Source organism: Pedobacter sp. KH_004 (genome assembly GCF_057840755.1).
In genome coordinates this window covers 5029070-5054271 of record NZ_CM174519.1, presented here as the reverse complement: position 1 = coordinate 5054271, position 25202 = coordinate 5029070, and the positions used below count along the sequence as shown (strand labels likewise).

Here is a 25202-nt window from a genome sequence, read left to right as displayed (position 1 = left end):
TATTTTTCTTTATTTCACCTCATAAGTATAAACTTTTCTGGCTAAATGGCCAAAAGCATCAATGCCTTCCATTACCATGCGGTATTGCCCCGGCTCATCGGCATTATAAAATTCGAATTTCCCTTTGCCATCATTCTCAGCAACAACCTGTGGATTCCAATAAATGGTTGTCCTTAAATCTGCCCGGTTACTATTTGTGCCTGCATCGTATTTTGGAGAATAAAACTCCCTGGAAACAGAAAACCCTTTCGGACTAAGCGTTACCACTCCTGGTGCATACCTATTATAGTTTGCCGTCCCGCCACCGCGTTTAGTTGTAATGACGATTAACCCACCGCTACCTTGCGAGCCATAAATAGCGGTATTGCCAATGCTTTTTAAAAGTTCGATTGATTCTACATCTGAAGGAACAATGTTATCAAGAAAGTCAGCTTCAACCCGCATTCCATCCAATATAATCGACATTGGCGTATTTTGGCTCCGCATCAGATAAGGGATTCCTCCTTGAAAAATAACTCCCGGCAAACGCCCTTGTAAACATTGAGACAAAGTTATGCAGGTGGAAAGATCATCAGCTGTCATGATATAATCTGCTCTTCCTGCGCCATTTAAATTAGCAGAATTTTTTGCCGGATTTCTTTTTTCAGTGATGGTCACCTCCTCTAACTTTATCGTTCGCTCCAGCAAGCCTAGCCGTGTCATTTCGTTAAAATAATTGTCGCTTTCCTTAATATATTTCATCAAAGAATTATTCACATTTACTTCAACATCTCCTGTGTTTTTATTCTTGGTTACGATCTGGTTTGGTACCACATCCAAATTAATATCTACAAACTTACGTTCTGATTTGGTCCTCGCCTGAACCACAAATTTAGTGCTGTCAGGGAAATCTAAATTATCAAACACAAACCTTCCATCTGCATTGGTAACCGTATCTAGAATAAAAAATGTTCCTTTTGATGCCATGATCATTACCTTGCCCCCCGGAACCGGTTTGCCACCTTTGGTAACCGTTCCACTGATGCTAAGCGAATTTTCAGGCTTGTAAGTAATTGCAGGCCCTGTTCCGGCTGCTACATTGCGCCACAAAAATCTACTCCACCCATGCGTTAACATCAAATTATCCAACTCTTTCACTGTTTTAACGTCATCATTTAGAAAGTAATGATTAGGCTTTTCAATGTATCCAGTTAAATCTGAAGTTAACAATAACGATGTCAGGATATTCGACTCGTTATCCTCGTCAGGTGCCACTTTGGTAGCATTGGTAACGGCGACCGAGTAAACACTCAATACCGGCTTATTTTGGTTAGTGGCATCAAAACTAAAAGAGGATTTTCCCTTTCTGGTGGTTGACACGGCCGATGTATTCAAATTTAGATCGATTAAATCGACCTTATGATTTACAAAAATTAAACGTTCGGCTATAGGTTGGTTAGTTGTGGAAAATAAAGTGAATTGTACTACACCAATTGGTAAATTTTTCTTCGGGATATTGGCAACCAAAACCTGTTTATCCATTTTGGCTTTGGAAACATAAAAAACATTCCCACCCTGTTGTGCCACAACTTTTAATTCACTACCATTAATTAAGCTTTCGCTGGCCATTATTTTAACCGTAACCTTTGCTGTATCTGTATTGGTAACGGCGATGGCATATCCCGCTTTTTGAGCTAATGGAAGTTTCAAATCTTTGCTGGATCCATCTTTAAATTTAACTTTCGCTATATAGTTTTTTCCCGGCTGAGCATTAAAAATAAAGTTCCCCATCCCTAAATAACTGGTTTCAAATGAGGTAATCTCAGATCCTGTTTCGTCCACAATCGAGCCTTTTATATCTTCTCCATGTCCACTGGCATTTACTGTTTTAATGGCGATCTTTTGAGGAAGATTCTCAATCATCGAACCGCCTTCGGGTAAAAACTGTACATCAACATCGTTAGAAGTGGAGGTGATTGGAATTGTTTTTACCACTTTCTGCTTATTTTCTAAAGTGAGCGTTGCCACAATTTTCCCTGACTTATTGGCAAGCGCCTGGCTGCTGGTGAAATTTATTACAGCATCACCAGAGAGATTTGTTTTGACTTTGCCCTTGGCAACAGATCTATAATCAAGCTGTACATCGTAGCTGACTTCGTTCTCCTTATAACCAATGCCATTTTTATCTTCGAAATGGATGGTTGCCTCAACCTTATCCACATTGCTTTCCTTTGTAAAGGTGTAATCAGTTTTCGTAAATACCTTGTTCGCCCAACTATTTCCGATTTTTATGGTTTTATCAAAAAAGAATTCAGTTCCAAAGTTTCGCATGTAATTGGTATATGCCCTAATTCGATAATTTCCTTCTCCTAACGAATCTGTTAGCTTAAAATCGCCCCATGTTATACCGCTAATTAATGGTAATTTCACTAATTTCTTTACCGAATCTCTTTCATTAATTAACTCTACATATAAAATTTTGCTCAATTGAGAAGGTGCAGTGGTTTTTGTATTGATCACATACCCTTTAAACCAAATATCATCTCCTATGGCGTAATACGGTTTATCTAAATGCAGGTATACCTTTTCCTGTTGATATTTATTGGTGTAATCCTCTAGCTTTTTCAAAAGCAAGGTAAAAGGATCATCATCGATCTTAAAAGCAGTAAAACCAATAAGCAGTGCGAGAAAACTGATTGCGAGTGTAATTTTGATTTTCATTTGTGGCTAGGGTGTAAAAAAATATGCCTCAAGGTACAAAACCGGAGGCATATTTTTATGAAGGTAACGTGAATTTTAGTTCTAAAATTTGTTCTTCCACATCATGCTTTCCACTGGTTTAGTAGTCTTATTATTATATTTTGCATTCCCTTTGGTATTATACATGGTTTCGATATTTCCTTCTACCACAAAATAAATTAACTGGCCTATGGGCATCCCTGCATAAATTTTTACAGGTTGAGCAACAGAGATTTCCAATGTCCAGGTATTGCAGAAACCCACATCACCCTTACCCGCAGTGGCGTGTATGTCAATCCCAAGGCGTCCGGTGCTGCTTTTTCCCTCTAAAAAAGGTACGTGGCCATGTGTTTCCGTGTATTCAAGGGTTACGCCAAGGTATAAGGTACCTGGGTGTAATACAAAACCATCTTTCGGGATTTCAAAATGCTCAATTTCATTATGCAGCTTGGCATCCAACACGCGGCTTTTATAGGTAGCCAGGTATTTACCTAAATGGACATCGTAAGAATTTGTACCTAAACTTTCTCTTTTAAAGGGCTCGATTATGATTGTTCCCTTATCAATTTCTTCTAAAATCCTTTTATCAGATAATATCATTTTTATGCGTATTTTTGGCCTAAATTATCAATTAATTAAGATAGTTTTGCATGCTAATCTCAATTTTATAAATGCCTATAATTTATAATAAAAATGTTGATGAGCATTCAGTTCTTGCAATCTGGAAAATTGAGGAAACTGAAGCTGAAATGTTGGCTGGCCTTCAGCTTAAGCAACATGAGCTTGATGTTATATCAACGCTGAACAGTGGCAAAAGGCTATTGCATTGGTTAAGCACAAGACTTCTTCTTCGTACCATGTTAAATACCAAAGAATATATCGATTGCCAATTTGATGAAGATGGAAAACCTTATTTAACCAATTTCGATTATCAAATCTCTTTAAGCCATTCGTACGACTATGCAGCTGTTATGATCAGCAAAAAAGATGCTGTTGGAGTGGATATAGAATTGATTAAACATAAAATAAAAAGTATACGCCATAAATTTTTGAGTGATCTCGAACTTGCCCAAAAACAAATTGGCGACAATATAGATGGCCTTTATGTGGCATGGTGCGCTAAAGAAGCTATTTACAAGTGGCATGGAAAGAAGGGTTTGGAATTCAAACGCGACATCCATATAAAGCCCTTTAAGCTTAAAAATGAAGGAAAATTAAATGCCATCGTGGCTCTTCCCTCGGGTTCAAGAGAATTAACGGTAAATTATTTCAAGACAAAAGACGGCTATATGTTGGGCTACGTTGTGCATTGAGTCTAAATGTTATTAAGAATTATAAATGGATGATCAACCTACAAACGCTCCTTTAGTTCCTACGCAATTTATTGATTGGGGCTTAACAGATTACCAGCAAGCCTGGGATAGACAGGAAGAATTGCTTAATAAAACAGTAGCATTAAAAACCGAGAATAGAGTAAACGGCACTCAGTTACCCACACCAAATTATCTTATTTTTAATGAACATCCTCATGTTTACACATTGGGAAAAAGCGGCCATCCAGAAAATTTATTATTGGATGAACAAGGCTTAAAAGATAAGGGCGCCACTTATTATAAAATTAATCGTGGTGGAGATATTACCTACCACGGTCCGGGCCAAATAGTGGGTTACCCCATTTTGGATTTGGATAACTTTTTTACGGACATTCACTTATATCTTCGAACACTTGAAGAAGCTGTTATTTTAACTTTAAAAGATTATGGCATTGAAGCTGGTCGTTACACTGGTTATACCGGCGTGTGGTTAGATGCAGATAACGAAAAAGCCAGAAAAATTTGTGCAATGGGTGTTCGCTGCAGTCGCTGGGTTACCATGCATGGCTTCGCCTTTAATGTAAATGTAGATCTCGATTATTTTAAAAACATTGTTCCTTGCGGAATTGACGATAAAGCCGTTACCTCTTTGGCTAGGGAACTTGGATATCAACCCGATATAGAAGAAGTAAAAGAGAGCCTAAAAAATCATATCGCTGAGCTTTTTAAGATGAATCTGATCTGATTTTAAAAGAATAGCGAACTTGAAACTAATGATCTGCCATTTGCGTAAATTGGGTTATGAAATTTTTATTAAGTGTCGTTTTATTTTCTTTCTTAACTTCGGCTTGTAGTAAGCAACCAAATATGCCCGAAATCGATCAGCCTAACCCAAGCACAATACCTACTTCTGGCCAAAGCCGAACCTATCTCGCTCTTGGCGATTCTTATACCATCGGCGAATCTGTTAAACAGAGTGAATCATTCCCCTTCCAGTTGCAAAGTTTGTTAAAGAATAACGGTATCAATGTGGCAAATCCTAAAATTATAGCCACCACAGGCTGGACAACCAGCGAACTGCAAAGTGCAATTGTGCAGGCTAAAGTCACACAGAAATTTGATTTTGTTACGCTGTTAGTCGGAGTGAATAATCAATATCGAGGCAATTCCATCGAAACATATAAAAAGGAGTTTGCAGAATTGTTACAAACCGCCATTTCATTTGCCAATGGCGATAAAACAAAGGTCTTTGTGGTATCTATACCCGATTGGGGTATAACTCCTTTCGGCAAAAACGCTGGTAAAAGTCCTCAAGTTATCGCCGCAGAAATTGATAGTTTTAATGCTGTTAATGAGCAGATTACTATTTCAGCTGGTGTTAGCTATACCAATATCACACTTGCATCAAGAAAAGCAAGTAACGATTTATCCCTTATTGCAAATGATGGACTTCATCCAAGCGCCAAAATGTATTCCGAATGGGCTGATGCTTTAAGTCCAAAAGTAAGTGCCGTTCTGAAATAATTTGAGGTCGATTCATTCTGTTTTTAAATTAAAAATTTTACTTTAGTTTAACTATTTGAATTAAAACCCTTAAAAACATTTATTATGGATGAGTACGAAGTAAGCGGAGCAGCCGCAGGAATTGGTGCAGGTATGGTTATTTTTTATTTGGCAATAATCGTTGTGATGGTTATTGGAATGTGGAAAGTATTCGAAAAAGCCGGCAAACCAGGTTGGGCTGCTATCATTCCAATTTACAATCTTATTGTGTTGATAGAAATTGTAGGTAAGCCGATGATCTGGGTATTATGGCTAATCATTCCTTGTGTTAACATTGTATTTATGGTTTGGCTTTACAACTTGGTAAGCAAAAGCTTTGGTAAATCAGAAGGCTTTACAGTGGGTATGGTTATTTTCCCTTATATTTTCTGGCCAATTCTAGGTTTCGGTGATGCAAGGTATTTAGGCCCATCAGCTGCTGAAGCACAAAATGGCGGATTTGGAAACAACTCTTTCAACAATCCTAATAATCCGTTCAATAATCCGAATAACCCTTTCGGCAATCAAAATAAGCCATTTGGCGATCAGAACAATCCGAACGATAATCCTCCTCCGGTAGTTTAATCTCAATGACAATTACATTTATATTTTGCAGCTTAATCAACATACTTGATTGGCTGCAAAATCATTTAATACCATGCCCTTTCAAAGCATTGACAGGAATTGACTGTCCGGGATGCGGATTCCAAAGATCTCTAATGGCGCTCTTCCAAGGCGATTTCCTTAAAAGCTGGTCAATTTATCCGCCAACTATACCAATACTTCTTCTCTTTTCACTTGTGGCTATACTATATCGTTTCCCAATCAAAAACAATCATCTGGCCATGAAAGTATTGATCATTATCGTGGGCAACTTCGTGATGATTTCATACTTTATAAAGATGTTTCACTAACTGGATTAGGTACTAAGGTTAGAAGTGATATAATTATAATCCTTTAACACCGTTTCTAAAAACTGCAACTCGTTCATTCCTGCAGGCACACTAACAAAAATATGTTCTTTAGTTTTTGCAGCCATCGCATAAATTAGGCTGGCGTTTCCCGTTTGATAATAACCTGTAAGCACCTCGTGGATCAGTTCTACATCTCTATCGGTTAAATGCATTACCTCTTTAAATTGAGGTTGATATTCTTCTGGCAAACTAAGCTTAAAAGCTACCTGATTGAGTTGGGTACGCGGAATCATTTTTATCAGTGTCGTTTTGGCAAGTAAGTCTCCCAGCCGTTGATGATTTTCGGTTACCGCTACAGATGCCAATGCAATCACCCCCCAGCCTAATGGAAAACCAAAATCAATCATTCTGAATAACCACCTAATTAAGTATTGTCCGAAAGTTGGTTGTGTTCCATCCAGATTAATCACTTTAATTTTCATCACTCGCTTGCCAAACGATTGTCCGTTCATGGTGAGCTCGCAAACTAAATCATAAAACGCATATATAATAAGATAGACAATCAAAATTACCACACCTAATGTTCCAGAAACACTTATAGATCCGATGATAAACAAAATCCAGGCAACAACAAATAGTATCGCAAAGCCTGCTAAATCTATACATCTAGCCGCTATTCGCTCACCCAAACCTGCAATTTCATATTCAATATCGATATTTTGAGCAGTGTTAATTCTGATACTATCCATTTTTCAAACATAATTTTTTTTAAGGATAATCAGACTATTTTACCGTTAAAATTAAAGATGAAATAAAAGCTGTTTTTTTTTGAAGAAAAATTCCGCACTGCCATAGGGTTGTCACTCCGGCATCCTTTCTTTGTTTAAGCAAATCAAAAAAACCATGAGTATAGCAGATTTATTATTGATGGAATTAAACACAATAGAAAAAACAAAACAACAAAATATGGATATTATTAAATTATTATTGAAAGAATTCGAGGCAGAATTCAACACCACTAACAAATTTTTGGCTTTGGTTCCTACAGAAAAATTTGATTGGGCGCCCCACGAAAGAAGCATGAAAATGAAATCATTGGCGAGCCATATTGCAGAACTTCCAGGATGGGTAAGTTTAGCCATTACCGCAGATGGTTTGGATTTCGCCACCACTCCCTACGAAGAAAAAAAGGTAAGTACCAACGATGATTTGATTCATCTCCTGGAAGAGAGTTATCAACGTGGAAGGAAAGAATTAGAAAATGCCGACGCTCAACGGTTAAACAATCAATGGATTTTGCGAAATGGAGATCAAATTCTCGGCGATTTGACTAAATATGAAATGATCCGCCTAGCCTTTAGCCAGACTATTCACCACAGGGCGCAATTAGGTGTTTATTTAAGATTACTGAATATCCCTATTCCAGGTAGTTATGGTCCAAGTGCGGATGATCAAGGTTTTTCTTAAGTAAACAAAGAACACCAATTATTGTTGGTGTTCTTTGTTTCTTAGTGGTCATAACATAATTTATTTCCGTAAAATTGCATCATGAACAATAATGCTGCAACCCGGTTAAATAAATTTATAAGTGAGAGCGGTTTGTGTTCCCGCCGTGAAGCAGATCGATTTATCGAGAAGGGCAATGTTTTCATCAATGGCAAAAGAGCCAAAATCGGAGATCAGGTTTTTGCTGGTGATAAGGTGATGGTTAATGGTCATAACATCGAACCGAAGGAAGAATCAAATTTTATTTTATTGGCTTTTAACAAACCTGTAGGCGTTACCAGCACAACAGAATCTAATGTTAAAGATAATATCGTTGATTACATCAACCATAGCGAACGTATATTTCCTATTGGCCGGTTAGATAAAGATTCATCTGGGTTGATTTTCTTAACCAACAATGGTGATATTGTTAACAAGATTTTAAGAGCAGGAAATAAACACGAAAAAGAATATGTGGTTACAGTTAATAAGCCGATAACCGAAGATTTTGTGTTTGAGATGAGTAGTGGTGTACCTATTTTGGGCGTAAACACCCGCAAGTGCAAGGTCCGTCAAGTCAGTACATTTGTTTTCAACATCATTCTGATACAAGGTTTAAACAGGCAAATCCGCAGGATGTGTGAACATTTTGGTTATGAGGTAACCAAGCTGGAACGTACAAGGATTATGAATATTAATCTGAAAGGCATTCCCACAGGTGAATTTAGAGAGTTGAGTGAAGAGGAGATGAATGGCATCATGAAGAGTGTCGAAAAATCTTCATCTGAGGCTGTAGCAAAACCGAAGAACAGCAAAAAGAAAACAAATTCCTGGGAAGAAATCCCCGAGTTGAAACAAGATCAACCTAAAAAAACATTTAAGTCCAGTAAACGAGTTTCGAAATCGGGTGGAGCAAAAAAAAGCACGTCTCATTCTTCCTCAAAATCTGCTGGGAAAAGTGGAGCTGCCCATAAAAATTCTAAACCTCAAAAAGGTAAACCTTCAGGAAAATCAAATACCAGACAAAGAGGCAGATAGCCTGCAAATTGTAAAATTCGAAACTAAGCTGTTAGCTTTCTGCTTTGATCTTTCAGCTTAAAAGCTTTTTTAAGTACCTTTGCAACAAATGGTAACAGCAAAAAAAATCGATATCCGCTCATTGGATTTGCCTCAATTGCAACAGCACTTAACCGCATTGCAACAGCCTGCATTTAGGGCGAAACAAATCTATCAGTGGTTATGGGAAAAATCAGCCACTACGTTTGATGAGATGAGCAATCTTTCTAAAGATTTGCGCAAAACATTAGATGAAAGTTTTGCCATTAATGCTGTTCAGGTGAACAATTCTCAGTTCAGTAACGACCATACTATTAAAAACACGTTTCGTCTTGCAGATGGAAATATCGTAGAGGGCGTTTTAATTCCGCTTGAAGATCGGATGACTGCTTGCGTAAGTTCGCAAGTGGGTTGTAGCTTAACCTGTAAATTCTGTGCAACGGGTTATATGGATCGTAAAAGAAACCTTAATGCAGATGAAATTTATGATCAGGTGGTTTTGATCGACAAACAAGCCAAGCAAAACTACAATAATCCCCTAACCAATATTGTGTACATGGGTATGGGCGAACCGCTTTTAAATTACACCAATGTACTTAAGTCAATAGAGCGAATTACCGCTCCAGATGGATTAAATATGAGCTACAAGCGGATTACGGTTTCCACTGCAGGAATTGCCAAAATGATCAAAAAGTTGGGCGATGATGGAGCAAAATTTAATCTTGCTCTTTCTCTCCATGCTGCAGATGATAAGAAACGCAATGAGATTATGCCCATCAATGAGGCAAATTCATTAAACGCTTTGGCCGATGCCTTGAAATATTATTTCGCCAAGACTAAAAATCCGGTCACTTACGAATACATTGTTTTCAACCATTTTAATGACGAGATTTCCGATGCGATGGATTTAGTGAAATTCTGTAAACATATTCCCTGCAAAGTAAATTTAATTGAATACAATCCAATTTCATTTGCAGATTTCACTAACGCCGAAGGCGATAAAATAGATGCTTTTTCAAACTATTTGAAAAGCCAGGGAATCAATACAAATATTCGCCGAAGTCGTGGTAAAGATATTGATGCCGCCTGCGGTCAATTGGCTGTAAAAGAAGAAGCTGCTAACTAACTACTGCTAAGCAAAGTTAATTCAGTTAATATGTCATTGAAACCAGGCCGTAGGTGTTGGTTTTCAGATAAGCACAGATTGCGAAGTTTACAAAGCTCATCATAAGCAGAAATATCCGCACTGCAAAGCGAAAGCAAATCATCGAGCAGAAATCCGAAGGCCTTTACTTCAATTCGTTCCAGATGGAAAGCTAAAGCAAGATCTCGCTTATCGTACGATGAAGCCGCACCAAAATCGCCGAATAATGTTTTCCCAGCATCATCAACTAGAACATTATGTGCATATAAATCCCCATGCATAATTCCTCTTTCATGCAGATGTGAACCTACAGAAGCCATACTAATGGCAATTTCGAACAGTTGCTGATCAGTGAGTTTAAAGCCCTTATCAAAAACGTCCCGCGTACACGTATTCAAAGTTGGTGGTTTTCCGAGATTGTAAAAGTGAGGAGGAATTAGTTCCATCACCAAACCCTTTTTACCCTGATCATCCAACTCTATTACAGACTTCAATTTTACAATCGAAGGGTGATGCCCCGCGGCCAAATAAGTTTGCAACTCATCCTCCGGAAAGCCATCACTGGTAACACTTCCTTTAAATATTTTTATGGCAACCTCATCTTGGTTATTAACATCTATACTGGTCGCTTTAAATATCGTACCGGAAGCACCTTCTCCCAGTAACTGCCGAAGCTGAAATTGATCAATATTTACTGTTGCAAATGACTCACCTTTAATCTGGTTTATAATATGATTACCTGAAAAAGCCAGCCATGCTAAACCTGGCATTGAAACTAACCATTCAGGCAGCTTAGTTAAATGATTCGCTGCAATCCGCAACAGTGCAAGGCTACCGCAATCTGCAAGTTCCTTGGGCAACGCCGTCAACTTATTCCCTGCAAGCATCAGCTTTTCCAGCTTTGAACACTCACCAATAGATGCTGGTAAACTGGAAATCTGATTATTGGTAAGGATTAACCACCGCAGATTAGGATGTAATGAGTCATTTGGGATATGCGTTATTAAATTACTCTTAAACCCAATAATTTGAAGATTTTCGCACTTACCTAAAACGGCTGGAAAAATGGCAAATCTATTTTCGGATGCGAAAAAAACCTTTAGCTTTTTGAACTTGCTAAAATCATCTGGTAACGTTGTTAGCTTATTGGATGATAAATCAAGGTATTCTAAGGTATCAGTAAGCTCAAAAAGCTGCCCGGGAAATGTATCAAGCCCTTCAGATATTTTTATAGTAGTGGCTCCAGAAAGTTCCCCGTTAATAAGTTGTGTTAAAGTTTGCAATATGAATTTTTCATCGAAGATAAGTTTTGTCTTGAGAACAATCAAAAATTGGAAATAATATTATTCTCTATTCTTCAGAAGCCGAGATCTATGAGCACAGTTATTAAGAATTTAAATAATTTGATCAAGCTCAGCATTTACAATCATCTTCAATAGCGCAATTTTCAAGGTAGTAAGATGGAAGGATATAGATGATCATCGCCCATAGCGGGCCTTTGCCGAATAGATTTCTGAAGTTGATCTGTCTTCATTAGCAAGCATCAGGGACAATATCCGCGGAGAGGTGAATACATTTTTAGATAGGCGATCAATAACTATAACGCTGACCAATGTTTTTTTGTTAATATTATAGATCAGCTCCACATTATGGGCTTTTTTAAGATATTCAGATAGTTCAGACCGGTGAGCTATTACTGGATTATGTCTAATTACCTTATTTGACCTGTAAATCGGGTACCAAGTTTTATCAGAGAATTCGGAAGTTTGTAAAATGAGGGATTCAATTTCAGCTATTCTATATTTATCAAACGCATTTGTTAGCACAAACTCTTTAACAACTTCTTCCTTTAATCTGAGAAACACTTTTCCATATCTGCAAATTTTGAGCATTCCATCAGATAAGAAACTTTTGTATCCTTGCTGTCGAAGCAGTAATTGGAAATCTGATAGGCACGAATATTTATATCCCATCATTCGGCTAACTTTTTTTTTAAACTCCTCGAGTGAGTCTAAGCCTAATAACGTATTGAGAGCCCCTAATGCTTTGGAATAATCAAATTCATCAGAAATCTTTGATCCGTCCATCCGAATAGTTGTAGAAACAATATGTATATGTCTATTTTGAGTATCCTTATGAAAAAAAATCATATAGGGCTGTTTTTCAAACCCCATTTCTTTCATCCATTTCATTCCCAAAACCTCGAAATTCTTCTTGGAAAACCTTTCTCCTTTTTCTGAAAATACCACATGGAGTTGATCTTTTTTACTGATAGAGTTTGCCCGTGAAACCGCGGAGAAATATTGCTCTATGTCTCGAGCACTAATAGCTAAAAACCCATTAAGTATACCAGCGTTGGCCATACTTAAGATTTCAGCTTCACCTCTAGCCACTTTGGTCATATTATACTTAATGGCAGGAAAACCAACTGACTTTTTTAATATTTTAACTATCATTGAAACCAGGCTATTGTTTGATCATCTGAGATAATAACTTTCTGATAAGCCCTTCAAGAGCTTTCTGTGTATCTATGTATTTTAACAATAGTGTATTATTCAGGCCTTGTCCTTCTCTTGATAAGGCATCAAATCGGTTGCTCGATTTGATTGCTGAATTTATTTTTGCCATCTCATTACCTATACTTACTAACTTTGATAAGACTTCAGCGGAATTGATTCCGAGAAATTGTTCATTAAGTAATCGATACCTTATCATTTCTGATTTTGTCGATCCAAGTTGATGGCAGATCTTTTTGATTTTAATATCCTCTTCCTCCGTAAAACCAGCGGCATACCGGACAGTACGGTTCAATATTTTTCTTCCCATAGCAATATCAAAGGTTAATTGAGTTTTTTGATGAAATAGAAATTAACTAAAAGGCTTGCACGAATTGGATAACAAGGCAAAAGCCACGACCAGGCAAAATGGCATTCTACAACTGGGGGAAATACTTTCTTTTGGTGAGAGATTTACATGAATTTGGTAATGAATGTGCTCAAACAAATATCCAAAATGGAAAACCTTGTTTAGCAGGCAGCGATGGCAGCAATATTGGCGGGATCAATATGAAAACCACCAACGAAATGCTGATTGTTTATCCCGCTTTGTTCGATTGCCTGTGCCTGGTCCCATTCCATATCAACCCTATTATCTTGATCCAAATCCTGATTCAAAACACAATGGTGAAACAAGGGGAGCCAGAGTTGCTGAGTTTTTTATCCGAATAATCAAAAAGTGGCCGGACCAGGTGAAGGGAACTGGATTCGAAAGATTGGTGATAATTACGGTAGAAACTCTAGACAAACCAGGATTTGCGAGCACGGAAAACATCCCTATGAAATAGATCCTGGCAGCCTACTATAATGTTAAATTGTTGCATCAGCTCCTTATTCTCTGTGAAATAAATTAACCAAAATATAGAAGTTATAAATTGCTGCAGGCAATGGAATTTTGTGTATTTAGCAGGAAAAGGCAAGGAATTAACATGATATGTTTAAGCTATTTGACATCCGGACGGTTAAGGGATTTCTTCATCAAAAAGACATCAGTCAACTTCTTCCAAAGTTCAAAGTAATGCAAGAAAATATTAACGGAGTGAAGGCTCATTTTTTCTTCAGCATAAAACTATCGCCTAACGTAACGAGTTTCCCCGGACCCTTGTTGATGTTCCTGTTCACCGGTCATCGAACGCTCGGCCTGCGGGGAAACCGGACGGATTTTTTCAGCAAAAATCAAATCAGGATGAATACTTTGCATCTTTTGATCATAAATATTCAGCGTTTTATCTTCCGGCTCTGCCGAGATGTAAACCTCTTGCCTTTTCCCGTCAATTTCCATGGGAAGGCTAATCAAATTTCCATACCGTAAAGCTTTGATAGCAGATTCCCGCAAATCATTGTCAGTTAGATCTAGAAAGGGAAACCTGCTGAAAGATTGCTCAAGATCGTAACCATGTTTAGGAAAGAACCATTTGATGGGATGTTCGCCAAGCTTGTCAACAGCATTGAAATTGAGCTTATACCATAAGTCTATCTTTTTATATTGCTTTGACCCGGGGTCGTCGGTATCCAAAATCAATGTTGGCTTTTCGAAAGAAAGTCCGCAAAGCAGTTTATAAGATTGAAGCGCGCTCATTCTGTTCTGCTGATCCAGCACAAACTTTTTCACGATGGGTTCAGTGGCATTATAACGCAAAAGTGAAGTTTCCATTGCATTCAGAAAGTAAACTTCACCGTTTTTAGAGCGGTTAAATTTTAGCTCAAAATGCATATCATCAAACTTTTTTTCCACCTGAGACCGGAATTCCGCGGGGATATAACGCTGATTGATTCCGATGGAAAAAAACTGTTCTCCTTTCGAGATAGCATTTTCAAGTGCCGCGTTTAGTTTAGTGCCAAAACCTAAATAGTCAAGGCTCTTTTGCAGGTATTCTAGATTATTTTGATTCATAACTGATAGTTGATTAATGACGCGTCATTTTTCTTGGACCGAGATGTTGAGTTGTATCAGGCTGAAGGGCTTGCTGATCAATCTTTTTAGCACCTTCCATTTCTCCAAGTGCCTGATTGAATGCAGGAGTGCGGTGATTAGCCTGAATGGCTCCATCTCTTAACGATTGTATGCCACGAATTAAAAGGTAACTGATTCCTCCATCAAGTAATACCGAAAGCACCAGGGCCTTCCGGTCACTGCGAATTCCATTTGGATCTGATGCCCTGTGCTGCACCCTTGTCCCATCGGTAAGCTCAATGAGTTCGCCCCTTTTAAAAGCAGACTTTTCTTCCTCACTCAGCAGCATTCCATTGATCCGATCAGGAGTTTGCACTTTGGAAACATCATAGCCTACAAAATCCCTTGTAACGGGATCATATTCGATGTTGTACATGGCCCATCTCCCCTCTTCCTTTTCAATGCGTCTGCCAACAAAATCCTTTCTTCCATTGATTAAATCATCCATTTCTCCAGCAGTAAGCAAAGGATGCTCACGTGCAACTTTATAAATGGGATGGATCATTAAGGAGAGTTCTCCGCTATCCTCACGCTGAAGAGACAACCTGGCATCGAGCCTTTCTATTTCAAACCCTTCGCCTTTTAGCCCGCTAAGGGAAATCAGATCGGTTCGCCTTCCGTTCAAAAGCGCGTGAATTTCTTCGGGACCGAGCAATAGCTGCTTGTCGTGATAAAGCCCTAAATCCTTGAACTGGGACAAGGGTAAATCCTTGATATCAAATAATGTAGTCATCATTTATCTTTTATTGGTTAATGAACTGTTTACTTGCGCCGGATCTATAGTTCTATCCTGGCGCAGGGATAGCTTTTGATCAAGAAGCGAACGGTAAAGCGGATCAGAAGAAGAAAGGGTAAAATGGAGTCCGGAAGGCAGCTGTTCCATACGGAGCCGGCCCTGCTTCAAGTGACCCTCGACCCTGTAGATGCAATCTCTGTAGGAAATCTGGTCTCCTGTAGATAGAAAATTTTTTGGCCGCTGGTCAAAAAAAGAGACTTCAAGATCCGGCGAGGCTTCGATCTCGCGTTTACGTTCAATATTCATCAAAAAATCAAATATTTTTTCTGCATCCATCGCCGCAGAATGGATTTCAAAAGGAGTATCTTCCAATATCGACACCCAGCTTTCCACGTACGCGGCATGCTGACCGGTATCATGACCGATGCCCAGCTCACCTGCTATGAACATAGAGGCAATTTCTGCTCTAAGCTCTTCTTTGCTATAGGCAATCATTCCACTATTCATCAGCGTGGCGCGGTCCAGTCTGTCCGGATGCCCGGTCCAATGGGCAAGCTCATGGAGCGCGGTAGCATAATAGCCCTGCGCGTTTGCAAACTGTGCCCGCTCGGGAAGGGTTATACTGTCATAGCGAATATTATAAAAGGCGTTATCGATATAGCGGTGGCTGATATCCGCGCCGCTGGCCTGGATGAGCGCCTCGGCTCTTTCAATAGGATCCCAGGCGACTTCTTTTTTAGGATCATGGGATAGTGCGGGAAGACCTGTAGTCTGCTCAGCGTTGAATACCCATGCACTGGAAACGATGGGTCTGGCAAGCTGCGTTTTTTCCATCAGCGGCTGCCCGAGTTCATCATAGATGATCTTACCCTTATCATCCCTCAGGGTTTTCTGCTGATGGGTTTTGATGAACTGTATGAGTGTGCCTTTTTCTCCCCTGTTTATTTTAGCATCTATTGCCTCTGCCTGCTTAAAGGTAAGCCACCTGGGATCTTCTCTACCGGAAATCATTAAGTTTATCGCATTAATTCCTCTGTAACGGTTTCCGCTTTGCACATTATAGGGAAGCATGGGTAAGGGTATCCCCTCGCCGCTCCAGGGCTTAAGCCAGGGCACTGTACCTTTTTTGAGCTGCTCGATAAGCGAATTTGCGACCTGGACATGCAAGGGAAGGTTTTTATTTTCCATTGTCTTCCTCCTCAAGGTCAGGTAACTCATCAGCGACTCCACTGCCATATTCTTCCGCCTGGGCGGGAGATAACAGGACTTTATTATGATCGGTAAGTAGCATTAATAATGCAGGCAAACTCAGCTGATCCTCTTGAATGACTTGCTTTTCTTTCATGATTGGGATAAATTGGGAATGGATTATTTTTGTGATTACAGCTACCGGATCAATTGTCTTTCCCAGAAGACGCATGGCAAAATGAAGATGTGGGGCGGTAGTTCTGCCGCTATTTCCGCTCACCCCGATCTGATCCCCGCTTTCGACCAGGCAGCCGGGGCCTACCAACAGCTTAGATAAATGGCCGTATACAGTTTCAAGAACGCCATGTTTGATTCTGATAAACTTGCCCAAAATTTCATGCTCTCCACTTGCAATCACCCTGCCCTCCATTACTGCGAATACAGGTTCGTACCTCGCCCTAAAATCAGTTCCATAATGATGCTTGATCTGGTTTGATACCGGATGGCATCGAAGTCCGTACGAGCTTGTGATCCTGATATGGGCTAATGGCAAGCAAAACTGCGCTACTGCTGAGGAGGTGATATGGCAAAGGAAAAGCAGCATAGCGCTACAGACTACAGTACCGTTCATCTTGAGAATGCTTTAAGCGCTTCAGGATTTAGCGGCTGTTTGGAGCGTTGGAAATCTGAAAGGATATCAGTTGCGCTGTCTACAGCACTGGGATTGTTTTTTAATAAATGATAAGCTTCCAAAATCGAAGCCGGATCCCCACGGTCCTGCAGCATATTGATTTTGAAAAGTGTTTTGAAATCCCCAAGATCAATGTCAGCTGTGCTGGACAGTAAGTGACGATATAAACTCGACCGGTCTTTTAAAAGACGTATATCATTGACATCTACAATTTCTCTGTGAAGATCACCAAAACTCACATGGGCGCTATTCTGGTCAATGTTTATCTCGCCCATAAGCCCTATGCGCGCAGCTGCGCCAGGGTTCTGCCGATCGATAACAATGATCAGCGAACCGTTTAATTCATCTTTCATAATTTATTGGTTTAACTTTTTAGAAACCTCCCTGTGATAAGTTTGATTTCGTTATTGATTTTTTTGAAGTTTTCAGAAAGTACCTTCATTTTATTTCCCTTAAAATCGTAGAATACAGGAAGTGGTAGATAGGATGCCTCTTCAGCCGCGACTGCTTTCAGATCAAGATTAATTTTACAGTTAATGACTGAGGGTTCGTATGCTTTCGCATAATTTTCGTTGGGCTCCCTGGCTAAAATCCCTACCATTTCTCCAGTTGAAAGGGCAGCTATTTTTCCTGAAGGAATCAGATTTTCTAAACGTTCAGACAACGATATCGATAATTTGGACCGGTCAATGGACAGACTTTCAGACTCCTGCTTTACCCTTCCAAAGAGTTTTTCCAGCCAGTCCAGCGTTTCCTTACTTCTTACAGAGCCTGAAAGGACGTTTCCTACCACCGAGCAGATGGTGTTGGCTACTTCCTTTCCATAATGCTGGTGGAATTGGGGAAGTTCCTGCAACCCCATCAATACCGCCACTTTATTTGACCTGGCGGTCGCAATCAGATTTTCAATCCGGTGGACAAAAATGGTCGGAAGCTCATCGAGTATCAGTGCACTGGGCAGGTTGCCCTTGGAATTGATTAACCGGGTAAGCCGGTTAAGAACAACGGAATAACAGGTAGAGTTGATATTCTGGGTGGCGGGATCATTTGCAAGGACCAAAATCGAGGGGTGCTCAGGGTCACTGATCTTGAGCGAAAAATCATCCCCGGAAAAAACCCAGAAGGTCTCCAGGGTCGCCATGCGGGAAATAAATATTTTAAGGGTTCCCACCTGCCCTTCTAGCTGGTCAAAAGCTTTTGCGCGGTAGGCGCTCATAAAAGGGGAAAGCAGCGAGGAGAGCTCCTCATTACTGGTCAGACAGTCAAATATCTGCTGATAGGTGCAGTTTAAAAAGGAAAGCACATGGGGTAGGGTAGAATATTTTCCGCCTTCCAGCCTGGCAAAAAAATAAATACACGCTGCTAGAAAATTAACAGCGCTCTGGGTGAAAAACTGATCGCTTCCCCCGGACTTATCTCCTTTTTTTAATGCCTCAACCAGCGCCTCAGCTGTTTCTGCCGCATCAGCGAGGGTCTTGATGTACCCGGAGTTAAAAACATTGATCCGCCGGCTCATTTCGACTTGATTGAGGTTAATCACATGAAAATCCATATTTACCCCCTTGGCCCTGTTATTCAGGTAGCGCAGGTAAGCAAGGCTTGCCAAATCGGGAAACTTAAAATCGTATAAGCATATGCAAAACCGGTTATCTATCAACTCACGAATGAACGGCATGACCACGCCAAAGGATTTCCCTGAACCAGGGGTGCCGATGAGTAAAGTGCCCCGAAAAATGTTTTCGATATTGATGAATCCCTTTCTGACCTTTTTTTTATAATAATAAAGCATAGGAATACTTACCGATAGAGGAATCCTGCTTTTATTTTCTTCCTGTTTAAAAGATTCTCCTTCCCTGTTCCAGATATCTTTCCCGAGTTTAGAGGAAATAATCTTTGAGATATTATCCAGGGCAAGGTGAAAAATAATGGTACCCGCTAACAGTAACAGCACATAAAATACCCATGGTTTTATGATTATACTCAGCCATACAAACGGCTGAAGGGAATAAAATAACAGGCTTGAAAAAAGTAGGATCAAGGAAACCGATAAGGGAATAACAATGTGCTTTTTCGCTGAAAGTTCGCGGCTTTTTTTACTTAGCGTCCCTAATGAGGTTAAAAGAACAAGCAGCATAATAAATAACCGGCTATAAAGGGGCTTCTGATAGATCAATAAGCGGCTTAAACCTCGGTGCAGGTTTAAAATAGCCAGTTCACTACGTTCGCCTGAAAAAGTCAATGCGGGCAGGATGATAAAGTAGGCGATATCCAGAGATACAAATAAATAGATGCTGAACTGCATGAAGCGGTGCAGTCCCTGAAGCTCTGTTCTTTCTTCCATAGATCTGGCCGCTTAAAAACTGTCTGCTCCCAGCAGCTTGCCATAGGATAATGCTAAACAGACCTGACGGGAACTGGGCTGCTTTTCACTGACAGTAACTACGAGCTGTTTAGAGGGAGAAAAAACGGCCTTTGGTAACACATAAATGTTCCTATGGCTTTTATCAAAGTGATCAGCAGGGTTTAACACGAACTTGGGGAGCATTGAAAACTGTTGAAAGTTTGTGGATCGGGATACCTTTTTATCCTCGATGGTAAAACTGACCTGCTCGATCTGATAGCCAATATGAGTATCATTGGTCAGAGTGAGATCTAAAAAAATATGATCTCCTGCGCTAGCGATCCGGTTAAGCTGCAAACCGATTCCCTGTGAGAAGCGCTGAAGAATTGGTTTTTTTACCTTTCCGGAAAATAGCGCAAGCGCCTTTTGCTTCATCTGGGGAGTAGAGAGAGACTGATCGGATGGCAAAATCGGCACCATGTCTTTGGGCAATATCTCAACCTGGGTGGGATGGGTAAGTTCGGGAGAATCTGAATAGATGAGCTGGTACTGCGCTAAAAAATGCTCTCCGGTAAGGGTAAGTACCCCAAGATTTTTTCTGTCAGAAGGGGTAAAACTTTTATCCAGTCGCAAACGCAGCAGGTTTTTTAATGGCAAATCTCCGCTTAACATGCCTATGGGCAGATCCACATAGCTGATGGGCTCTGGAGACCTGAGGTGAATAGATGCCGATGGGCCGAGCCAAAGCACAGGAAGCGTTTTGATGTTCTGGCCATGGCTATAATAGCTCAGCAGCAAAAGATGGGCAACAAGAAATATTGTTAGATTTTTCATCAGATAAGTATTATTTGTGATTGGATTGATCGACCAGGTAAAGCATTGAGGGATAACGGATACGGGCCTTGTTTGATCGGATGAGTTTATTGAGCGCCCCGGTAGTGGATTGAAACATCCTGCCGAGCAGGCTCATGATCTGTTGGTTCTTTTCAGAAGAAGAATCCATGGCGATGCCCGAAACTGCGCTACTGGAAAGTTCCCTGCTGAATTCCCGGTAAATAGAAGAAGGAATATAAACCCCCTTTATTCCGTCCATATCATATACTTCAAGCTTTACGGGCAATATCTCCCCCTGATAAAAAATGGAAGAAATACTCAGATTCACCCTTTGGGAAGCAAAGCCGCTGATGATCGCATAGATGGTGGTTCCCGCTTTGATTTCTCTGCTTCCCACCCTTACCGGACTGGCAAGGCGAACGCTCACCCTGGATCCGGAAAATCCGGTAAGCGATTCGCCGATCATGGCCTGGATAAAAGTTCCCTTGTTCTCTTCGGCCCTGATCGTGTATGGATCTATGGATAACCCCGTTGATAACTTCACCTGTAGCGGCCTGGTCGTGTCTGCCGGAATGGCTTTGTTTTTTGATTTTACAGGGGAAGATGTCGCAGAAGCTGAAGAAACAGCAGCTTTATTCATACTGTCCACAATAGCCATCTGCTGCCGAAAAATCCTCATCGGGTCTGAGGAAGGAACTGGTTTGTATTCTTTGGTACCAAGCGGGGAGAAAACCTGGTTTAGCTTTTCAGCACCTGTGATGGCTTGGCGCTGCCGATAACCGGTCCGCTCTTGCAGATCCGGCGCCATGTAACGCTGCTTCTGGGATTTTAAGGCCGCACTGATAGAATCAAGCATCTGCTTCTCTTTTTGGTTGTAAAGGGATCCCTGCTCCTCTAGCGGGAGACCCTCTGGATCAATAGTAGCTAAAGCGGTATAGCCATCGCCTTTTTTATATCGCTGCTTATAAGCCTGTAGCTTATCTTCTATCGCTTTACCGGAAACCGCTGGGGCAACTGCAGAGATTTCGCTTTGCAGGGCGGGATCATCAGAAGCCACACTTTGACCCGCCGTATAAATCCGGAAGACATAAAATAGCAGTAATATAAAAGGCAGACAGATCAATGGGATTACGTAGCGGGGCTGCTTAAGGTTTATGGATTTCATTTGTGGTCAATTTTGATTGAGTTGCTGGATTCTTTTTAAAATCTGCGCCATCCGGAGACTGTCCAGGGGGCCTGGCTCATCTTTATCAGCGAATGATTTAAGCTCGGACTGTAAGGCTAACACCTCGAGTAGTGCACTTGGACTTATCTTGGGAGGAGTTCCGGGATATTGAGCGATCTTTGCAGAAAAAGATGTGGAGGGTTCCCCGGCCCGCATGAGTGTAAAACTCAGCGCTGCAGATAAGACCATCAGTAGAATCATGCCCGTAACAATACTTCTGGGATACCGTCTTGCAGCAAGCGTTAGATATTTTCCAACAAAATGCAGGCGCGAGGCAAGAGCGCTGCTAAAAGCAGAAGAAAAAATGTTGTCTTTCATAAGCTAAACTATAATGGGTTTTTCTCTACGGTGGACCTGTCGGTATTTTCCAGGGTTTTCCAGGAAGTGATCAGCACCGCATGTGGATTATTTTCTGATCTGGAAGGCAGATCCCGCAAGTGGCCTTCTGTGACCAGTGAGCGCAGGGTAACTGCGCTTCTGCGGTCGATGCGCTGGGTAGCATAATACTTAAAATATCCTTTTTTTTCATCCAAAGTGATCGAATCCATATGAATGGTAAGCACCGCGGAGGAGGAAAGAACCGAACTGAAAAAATTTCTTTCTTTTAAGTTGTTGTACTGCTGCGCGCCGCTTTCATCAATGAGATACATCGCCTGGCGCATCTGGGACTCAATGAAATTCTCATCGGGTATCAAGGAAAAAAAAAGAGAATGAAACCTGGCAATATGTGCCCTGTATTCCGCTCCCCTGTTAATTTCAAGATCTGTTCTCCTGGCCAGTACCGGGCTGTTTCCGTCCTGCAGTACATAGATGGATTTTCTGGAATCCGAAACCTGCCGGTAGGCATAGATGCTTACCGTAAAGCAAATGGCGAAAGCCAGGATGAAGCTTAAAAGCGACAGCCTGGTCGCCAGGCGAATCTTTTCTTCTATGTTTTTTACAATCATCATATCCCCCCTACTGCGCTAGTGGCCATACTGCTGATTCTGGTGGCGCCGCTGCCCATTGCGCTCGCCGCTGAACTTACCCCTGAAGTGCTCACAATCCAGGTAGAAATACTCGGAACGGTAAACATGGTGATCGCGCCAATGATAAAGGTAATGATCACCATTCCAAAGGAGAGTACCCCGTTGGCGGCAAACCAGCTCAATTTTTCAATGCTCTCTCCCTCTCCGCTGAGCAGTTCGCTATAGCGCAGAATCTCAGCTTCCAGCGCATACTGCTGAAAAAGGGATGCGACATACATGACCAGATAAGCAATCCCTGAATACAGGCTTACCGAAACAAACCTTGCGATCCATTCGGTGAAAGACTGCCGGAAAGCGGGCAGAATACTTGCCGCTACCGAGAAAGGCCCGAGGATGATCAGGATGGTTGAAAAGATGATCTGCACAATAAAAATCACATAGACGCTGATCCTTAAAATCCAGATGGCCATGGTTTCCAAAAGCGAGCTGGCCAATAGCTGAAGGCCCACCTGCAGGCGGTTGCGCATTTCCACTACCGGATTCCAGACCTGGGAAAAGCCTTCCTTTACCGAACTCTTTACAGATTCCCACGCATTTTCATACCAGGTATCCGCTTCGCTTTTCGCAATTTCGGTACTGGCCTGGAGCTTAAAAAGTGCATCGGACACATCCACCATCAGCTTTGCCCGCTGCATTCGAAGGTCATTGATATGGCTTTGACTGCCATCAAAAAGCTGTTCGGTGCGGTTTTCTACCAATGCTCCGGGATAGGCGATAACTTTAGTGAAAGCTGGCCACCACAAAATAACCATCACCAGCCCAAAGGGACGCAGTAAGGGCATCACTTCCAGTTTTTTATCTCCCGAAATCATCCCGTAACAGATAATGGCAAAGTAAATCAGCATCAATATCGCGCATAAGGCCTGCGCATCGGCCAGGAACACATCGTAATGGGTCCAGATGGTTTCCTTCATACCCTTTAAAAAGTGCATCATCCCTTCCTCATACACCCCATTGCCCTGCAGAAAATTGAAGGTATCCTTGAAAGATCCCGGAACCTCAACCTGGAGTATGGGCACCATTTTGGAAAAATTCAGTAAGCTCATAATTTCGAATTTTTAAGAATTTTGTTTGCTATTTCGATATCGCTTTTAGCGGTTTGGCTTATGGCAGTTTCTCTTGTTTTCACCTTTTCTTTAGCAACGGAGAGATTCAGATAGCTTCTGCAATGGCTTTTTTTATCCTCCCAGGCTGCCCGGAGCTTTCGGTATTCCAGTAATAGCCGGTGATAGGAAAGGATTCTGGATCCCCTTTCCATAGGCAGACTTCTGGCAAGGGAAAGGCGCTCGGACAAAGAGGCATACTGCTCATCATACCACAAGCTTAACCCGCTGGAATTCAGGTAGGCGATTTCCCTGGGGCCAAGGCCGCGAAACCTTTTGGTATAATCAGCGGAAAAGGCGGAAAATTCGCCCGAATAATACAGGGACCACAATGGGTCAAGATCGGATAGCGAAGGTGAATAGGCCGCATAATTCGCCGCTGAGGTCTGGGCGAGGGTATCGGAATGCTTTTTATAAGCCTGCGTTGAAACACCCGTAGCGATTGCCAGTGCTAAGCGCATGGTCTGCGGCCCTACAGGACCCAGCGGCCTGAGATCCTGCTTTGGATAATTGGGATGAAGCCCCCAGGTCATCCAGTAAAGCGGATTGAGGCCTAAAAAACTCGAGGTAGGGGTAAACTTGTTTCGGTCCCATGATTTGAATACCATCCGCTCCTGCTGATTGATGATCGCACCGTCGCGGATTTTCATCTGGGCGTTCAAACCCAGGTTGAGTGAAAACAGGGTTAAACACAAAATTGTTAATTTCATTTTTTTAGCGTTTTATAGTTTAAAATAATTTGCCCCGCGAGCCTTCGATCGGTATTGACAAAATCCTTAAAGGGGTTGATCTGCATAATAAAAGAGCGCTGGGCAGCCCAGAACATGGTCTTGTGCAGGGAAAAGACCAAAGCCCGGATAAGCTTTAATTCAAGTGAAATCTTTTTTATAAGTGCATCACGCCTTTCAAAATTCAGCAGTAAATTTTCGCCCTCCTTTAATGCCAGCTGGGATACTTCCTTTACCAGCCTGAGTCCCCTGTCTTTTAACTGAGAAGAAACCTGCTCTGCGAAAAGTAAAAGATGAGGATGCCGGGAGGCAAAACCGATCATCTCCTGCGAGGCGGAAAAGATTTCACCACTCAAAGCAGAGATCTCTTTTACCGCCAGCGCAGTTTTGAGGCCCTGATCAACCTGGGTGAGCGAGCGGTAAATGAGCTGTTGGCTCAAAACCAGCGCCGAGGTATTGATTTTAATGTTTTTAAGACTTTGATTCATCTCATCGATTTTGACCTGCATCATCATTTCCGAAGATATCCGTGCAAAGCCGTTTTCATTCACAATAGCGAAGTGATCTTTATCAAAAACCACCGTTTGTGCGCAGCTGGATTTTCCCAAAAGCAATGGGAAGACCAGTAGTGTCCATAAATGTCTCAT

The 25202-nt window shown here is 41.2% G+C and carries 28 protein-coding genes; 9 read left to right on the top strand and 19 right to left on the bottom strand.

The features are described 5' to 3' along the window. Positions 1–9: 9 nt before the first annotated feature. Together AC3ITD_RS21770 and dcd are read right to left on the bottom strand one after the other, a co-directional pair. A complete protein-coding gene (locus AC3ITD_RS21770) occupies positions 10–2700 on the bottom strand; it encodes a carboxypeptidase-like regulatory domain-containing protein (protein ID WP_489362778.1) in 2691 nt (896 codons plus the stop codon). An 81-nt stretch (positions 2701–2781) separates the two neighbouring features. Beyond that, on the bottom strand, positions 2782–3318 hold the full coding sequence (gene dcd / locus AC3ITD_RS21765; RefSeq protein ID WP_489362777.1) for a dCTP deaminase: 537 nt from the start codon (positions 3316–3318) through the stop codon (positions 2782–2784). A 71-nt stretch (positions 3319–3389) separates the two neighbouring features. Here dcd and AC3ITD_RS21760 point away from each other — a divergent pair, with 71 nt between their 5' ends. The 5 genes from AC3ITD_RS21760 to AC3ITD_RS21740 all read left to right on the top strand — a co-directional run bounded on the left by AC3ITD_RS21760 (position 3390) and on the right by AC3ITD_RS21740 (position 6487). Then, positions 3390–4031, top strand: a complete 642-nt coding sequence (locus tag AC3ITD_RS21760) for a 4'-phosphopantetheinyl transferase family protein (protein WP_265800770.1) — start codon at positions 3390–3392, stop codon at positions 4029–4031. A gap of 25 nt (positions 4032–4056) precedes the next feature. After that, positions 4057–4776, top strand: coding sequence for a lipoyl(octanoyl) transferase LipB (gene lipB, locus AC3ITD_RS21755; protein ID WP_489362776.1), 720 nt, complete (start codon positions 4057–4059; stop codon positions 4774–4776). Between the two features lie 56 nt (positions 4777–4832). Continuing rightward, positions 4833–5555, top strand: a complete 723-nt coding sequence (locus AC3ITD_RS21750; protein WP_489362775.1) for an SGNH/GDSL hydrolase family protein — start codon at positions 4833–4835, stop codon at positions 5553–5555. Positions 5556–5639: 84 nt separating this feature from the next. Continuing rightward, positions 5640–6158, top strand: coding sequence for a DUF5684 domain-containing protein (locus tag AC3ITD_RS21745; protein ID WP_056851156.1), 519 nt, complete (start codon positions 5640–5642; stop codon positions 6156–6158). A 5-nt stretch (positions 6159–6163) separates the two neighbouring features. Then, a complete protein-coding gene (locus AC3ITD_RS21740; RefSeq protein ID WP_489362774.1) occupies positions 6164–6487 on the top strand; it encodes a DUF2752 domain-containing protein in 324 nt (107 codons plus the stop codon). Between the two features lie 5 nt (positions 6488–6492). Here the strand turns inward: AC3ITD_RS21740 and AC3ITD_RS21735 are convergent, their stop codons facing one another. Continuing rightward, complete coding sequence (locus tag AC3ITD_RS21735; protein WP_489362773.1) at positions 6493–7236, bottom strand: RDD family protein; 744 nt, start codon at positions 7234–7236, stop codon at positions 6493–6495. Between the two features lie 154 nt (positions 7237–7390). Here AC3ITD_RS21735 and AC3ITD_RS21730 point away from each other — a divergent pair, with 154 nt between their 5' ends. From AC3ITD_RS21730 to rlmN, 3 genes are all read left to right on the top strand, one after another. Then, positions 7391–7954 (top strand): DinB family protein, encoded by a 564-nt coding sequence (locus tag AC3ITD_RS21730; RefSeq protein WP_489362772.1) that lies wholly within the window; start codon positions 7391–7393, stop codon positions 7952–7954. 81 nt (positions 7955–8035) lie between these two features. Next, on the top strand, positions 8036–9010 hold the full coding sequence (rluF, locus tag AC3ITD_RS21725; RefSeq protein ID WP_489362771.1) for a 23S rRNA pseudouridine(2604) synthase RluF: 975 nt from the start codon (positions 8036–8038) through the stop codon (positions 9008–9010). A gap of 88 nt (positions 9011–9098) precedes the next feature. Then, entirely contained in the window at positions 9099–10154 is a 1056-nt protein-coding gene (rlmN, locus tag AC3ITD_RS21720) for a dual-specificity RNA methyltransferase RlmN (RefSeq protein WP_265800761.1), read from the top strand. On the opposite strand, the gene AC3ITD_RS21715 is transcribed toward rlmN, so the two are convergent. From AC3ITD_RS21715 to AC3ITD_RS21705, 3 genes are all read right to left on the bottom strand, one after another. Then, the gene (locus AC3ITD_RS21715) at positions 10151–11455 is read right to left on the bottom strand and encodes a leucine-rich repeat-containing protein kinase family protein (protein ID WP_489362770.1); all 1305 of its coding nucleotides are present in this window, start codon (positions 11453–11455) and stop codon (positions 10151–10153) included. The two genes, rlmN and AC3ITD_RS21715, sit on opposite strands and share 4 nt — an antisense overlap. 195 nt (positions 11456–11650) lie before the next feature. After that, positions 11651–12628, bottom strand: a complete 978-nt coding sequence (locus AC3ITD_RS21710; RefSeq protein ID WP_489362769.1) for a relaxase/mobilization nuclease domain-containing protein — start codon at positions 12626–12628, stop codon at positions 11651–11653. Between the two features lie 10 nt (positions 12629–12638). Continuing rightward, positions 12639–12998 (bottom strand): hypothetical protein, encoded by a 360-nt coding sequence (locus tag AC3ITD_RS21705; protein WP_489362768.1) that lies wholly within the window; start codon positions 12996–12998, stop codon positions 12639–12641. A gap of 98 nt (positions 12999–13096) precedes the next feature. Between AC3ITD_RS21705 and AC3ITD_RS21700 the strand changes: the two genes are divergently transcribed. Continuing rightward, the gene (locus AC3ITD_RS21700; protein WP_489362767.1) at positions 13097–13399 is read left to right on the top strand and encodes a Type 1 glutamine amidotransferase-like domain-containing protein; all 303 of its coding nucleotides are present in this window, start codon (positions 13097–13099) and stop codon (positions 13397–13399) included. Positions 13400–13796: 397 nt separating this feature from the next. Here AC3ITD_RS21700 and AC3ITD_RS21695 read toward each other — a convergent pair whose 3' ends face one another. From AC3ITD_RS21695 to AC3ITD_RS21635, 13 genes are read right to left on the bottom strand one after another with little or no spacing between them, the layout of a single operon-like run. After that, on the bottom strand, positions 13797–14621 hold the full coding sequence (locus AC3ITD_RS21695) for a hypothetical protein (protein WP_489362766.1): 825 nt from the start codon (positions 14619–14621) through the stop codon (positions 13797–13799). Positions 14622–14634: 13 nt separating this feature from the next. Further along, the gene (locus AC3ITD_RS21690; RefSeq protein ID WP_489362765.1) at positions 14635–15417 is read right to left on the bottom strand and encodes a DUF4099 domain-containing protein; all 783 of its coding nucleotides are present in this window, start codon (positions 15415–15417) and stop codon (positions 14635–14637) included. Continuing rightward, a complete protein-coding gene (locus AC3ITD_RS21685) occupies positions 15418–16605 on the bottom strand; it encodes an ArdC family protein (RefSeq protein WP_489362764.1) in 1188 nt (395 codons plus the stop codon). Further along, complete coding sequence (locus AC3ITD_RS21680; protein WP_489362763.1) at positions 16595–17236, bottom strand: M23 family metallopeptidase; 642 nt, start codon at positions 17234–17236, stop codon at positions 16595–16597. The genes AC3ITD_RS21685 and AC3ITD_RS21680 overlap by 11 nt, the downstream gene beginning before the upstream one ends. Then, entirely contained in the window at positions 17233–17649 is a 417-nt protein-coding gene (locus tag AC3ITD_RS21675) for a hypothetical protein (protein ID WP_489362762.1), read from the bottom strand. The genes AC3ITD_RS21680 and AC3ITD_RS21675 overlap by 4 nt, the downstream gene beginning before the upstream one ends. An 11-nt stretch (positions 17650–17660) precedes the next feature. Then, complete coding sequence (locus AC3ITD_RS21670; protein WP_489362761.1) at positions 17661–19637, bottom strand: type IV secretory system conjugative DNA transfer family protein; 1977 nt, start codon at positions 19635–19637, stop codon at positions 17661–17663. Positions 19638–19649: 12 nt separating this feature from the next. Then, positions 19650–20471 (bottom strand): DUF4138 domain-containing protein, encoded by an 822-nt coding sequence (locus tag AC3ITD_RS21665; RefSeq protein WP_489362760.1) that lies wholly within the window; start codon positions 20469–20471, stop codon positions 19650–19652. A gap of 10 nt (positions 20472–20481) precedes the next feature. After that, the gene (traM, locus tag AC3ITD_RS21660; protein ID WP_489362759.1) at positions 20482–21636 is read right to left on the bottom strand and encodes a conjugative transposon protein TraM; all 1155 of its coding nucleotides are present in this window, start codon (positions 21634–21636) and stop codon (positions 20482–20484) included. A gap of 6 nt (positions 21637–21642) precedes the next feature. Further along, positions 21643–22014 (bottom strand): hypothetical protein, encoded by a 372-nt coding sequence (locus AC3ITD_RS21655; RefSeq protein ID WP_489362758.1) that lies wholly within the window; start codon positions 22012–22014, stop codon positions 21643–21645. Between the two features lie 8 nt (positions 22015–22022). Beyond that, on the bottom strand, positions 22023–22646 hold the full coding sequence (traK, locus tag AC3ITD_RS21650; protein ID WP_489362757.1) for a conjugative transposon protein TraK: 624 nt from the start codon (positions 22644–22646) through the stop codon (positions 22023–22025). Continuing rightward, positions 22643–23770 carry a TraJ family protein gene (locus AC3ITD_RS21645; RefSeq protein ID WP_489362756.1) on the bottom strand — a complete coding sequence of 376 codons (1128 nt, stop codon included), beginning with the start codon at positions 23768–23770 and terminating at the stop codon, positions 22643–22645. The genes traK and AC3ITD_RS21645 overlap by 4 nt, the downstream gene beginning before the upstream one ends. Further along, on the bottom strand, positions 23767–24537 hold the full coding sequence (locus tag AC3ITD_RS21640; RefSeq protein WP_489362755.1) for a hypothetical protein: 771 nt from the start codon (positions 24535–24537) through the stop codon (positions 23767–23769). Before AC3ITD_RS21640 ends, AC3ITD_RS21645 begins: the two co-directional genes overlap by 4 nt. Further along, complete coding sequence (locus AC3ITD_RS21635) at positions 24534–25202, bottom strand: hypothetical protein (protein ID WP_489362754.1); 669 nt, start codon at positions 25200–25202, stop codon at positions 24534–24536. Before AC3ITD_RS21635 ends, AC3ITD_RS21640 begins: the two co-directional genes overlap by 4 nt.

Excerpts from the sequence above, each read along its gene's own strand:
- AC3ITD_RS21770 (WP_489362778.1), bottom strand. The coding sequence starts at position 2,700 with ATGAAAATCAAAATTACACTCGCAATCAGTTTTCTCGCACTGCTTATT.
- dcd (WP_489362777.1), bottom strand. The coding sequence starts at position 3,318 with ATGATATTATCTGATAAAAGGATTTTAGAAGAAATTGATAAGGGAACA.
- AC3ITD_RS21760 (WP_265800770.1), top strand. The coding sequence starts at position 3,390 with ATGCCTATAATTTATAATAAAAATGTTGATGAGCATTCAGTTCTTGCA.
- lipB (WP_489362776.1), top strand. The coding sequence starts at position 4,057 with ATGGATGATCAACCTACAAACGCTCCTTTAGTTCCTACGCAATTTATT.
- AC3ITD_RS21750 (WP_489362775.1), top strand. The coding sequence starts at position 4,833 with ATGAAATTTTTATTAAGTGTCGTTTTATTTTCTTTCTTAACTTCGGCT.
- AC3ITD_RS21745 (WP_056851156.1), top strand. The coding sequence starts at position 5,640 with ATGGATGAGTACGAAGTAAGCGGAGCAGCCGCAGGAATTGGTGCAGGT.
- AC3ITD_RS21740 (WP_489362774.1), top strand. The coding sequence starts at position 6,164 with ATGACAATTACATTTATATTTTGCAGCTTAATCAACATACTTGATTGG.
- AC3ITD_RS21735 (WP_489362773.1), bottom strand. The coding sequence starts at position 7,236 with ATGGATAGTATCAGAATTAACACTGCTCAAAATATCGATATTGAATAT.
- AC3ITD_RS21730 (WP_489362772.1), top strand. The coding sequence starts at position 7,391 with ATGAGTATAGCAGATTTATTATTGATGGAATTAAACACAATAGAAAAA.
- rluF (WP_489362771.1), top strand. The coding sequence starts at position 8,036 with ATGAACAATAATGCTGCAACCCGGTTAAATAAATTTATAAGTGAGAGC.
- rlmN (WP_265800761.1), top strand. The coding sequence starts at position 9,099 with ATGGTAACAGCAAAAAAAATCGATATCCGCTCATTGGATTTGCCTCAA.
- AC3ITD_RS21710 (WP_489362769.1), bottom strand. The coding sequence starts at position 12,628 with ATGATAGTTAAAATATTAAAAAAGTCAGTTGGTTTTCCTGCCATTAAG.
- AC3ITD_RS21705 (WP_489362768.1), bottom strand. The coding sequence starts at position 12,998 with ATGGGAAGAAAAATATTGAACCGTACTGTCCGGTATGCCGCTGGTTTT.
- AC3ITD_RS21700 (WP_489362767.1), top strand. The coding sequence starts at position 13,097 with ATGGCATTCTACAACTGGGGGAAATACTTTCTTTTGGTGAGAGATTTA.
- AC3ITD_RS21695 (WP_489362766.1), bottom strand. The coding sequence starts at position 14,621 with ATGAATCAAAATAATCTAGAATACCTGCAAAAGAGCCTTGACTATTTA.
- AC3ITD_RS21690 (WP_489362765.1), bottom strand. The coding sequence starts at position 15,417 with ATGATGACTACATTATTTGATATCAAGGATTTACCCTTGTCCCAGTTC.
- AC3ITD_RS21685 (WP_489362764.1), bottom strand. The coding sequence starts at position 16,605 with ATGGAAAATAAAAACCTTCCCTTGCATGTCCAGGTCGCAAATTCGCTT.
- AC3ITD_RS21680 (WP_489362763.1), bottom strand. The coding sequence starts at position 17,236 with ATGAACGGTACTGTAGTCTGTAGCGCTATGCTGCTTTTCCTTTGCCAT.
- AC3ITD_RS21675 (WP_489362762.1), bottom strand. The coding sequence starts at position 17,649 with ATGAAAGATGAATTAAACGGTTCGCTGATCATTGTTATCGATCGGCAG.
- AC3ITD_RS21670 (WP_489362761.1), bottom strand. The coding sequence starts at position 19,637 with ATGGAAGAAAGAACAGAGCTTCAGGGACTGCACCGCTTCATGCAGTTC.
- AC3ITD_RS21665 (WP_489362760.1), bottom strand. The coding sequence starts at position 20,471 with ATGAAAAATCTAACAATATTTCTTGTTGCCCATCTTTTGCTGCTGAGC.
- traM (WP_489362759.1), bottom strand. The coding sequence starts at position 21,636 with ATGAAATCCATAAACCTTAAGCAGCCCCGCTACGTAATCCCATTGATC.
- AC3ITD_RS21655 (WP_489362758.1), bottom strand. The coding sequence starts at position 22,014 with ATGAAAGACAACATTTTTTCTTCTGCTTTTAGCAGCGCTCTTGCCTCG.
- traK (WP_489362757.1), bottom strand. The coding sequence starts at position 22,646 with ATGATGATTGTAAAAAACATAGAAGAAAAGATTCGCCTGGCGACCAGG.
- AC3ITD_RS21645 (WP_489362756.1), bottom strand. The coding sequence starts at position 23,770 with ATGAGCTTACTGAATTTTTCCAAAATGGTGCCCATACTCCAGGTTGAG.
- AC3ITD_RS21640 (WP_489362755.1), bottom strand. The coding sequence starts at position 24,537 with ATGAAATTAACAATTTTGTGTTTAACCCTGTTTTCACTCAACCTGGGT.
- AC3ITD_RS21635 (WP_489362754.1), bottom strand. The coding sequence starts at position 25,202 with ATGAGACATTTATGGACACTACTGGTCTTCCCATTGCTTTTGGGAAAA.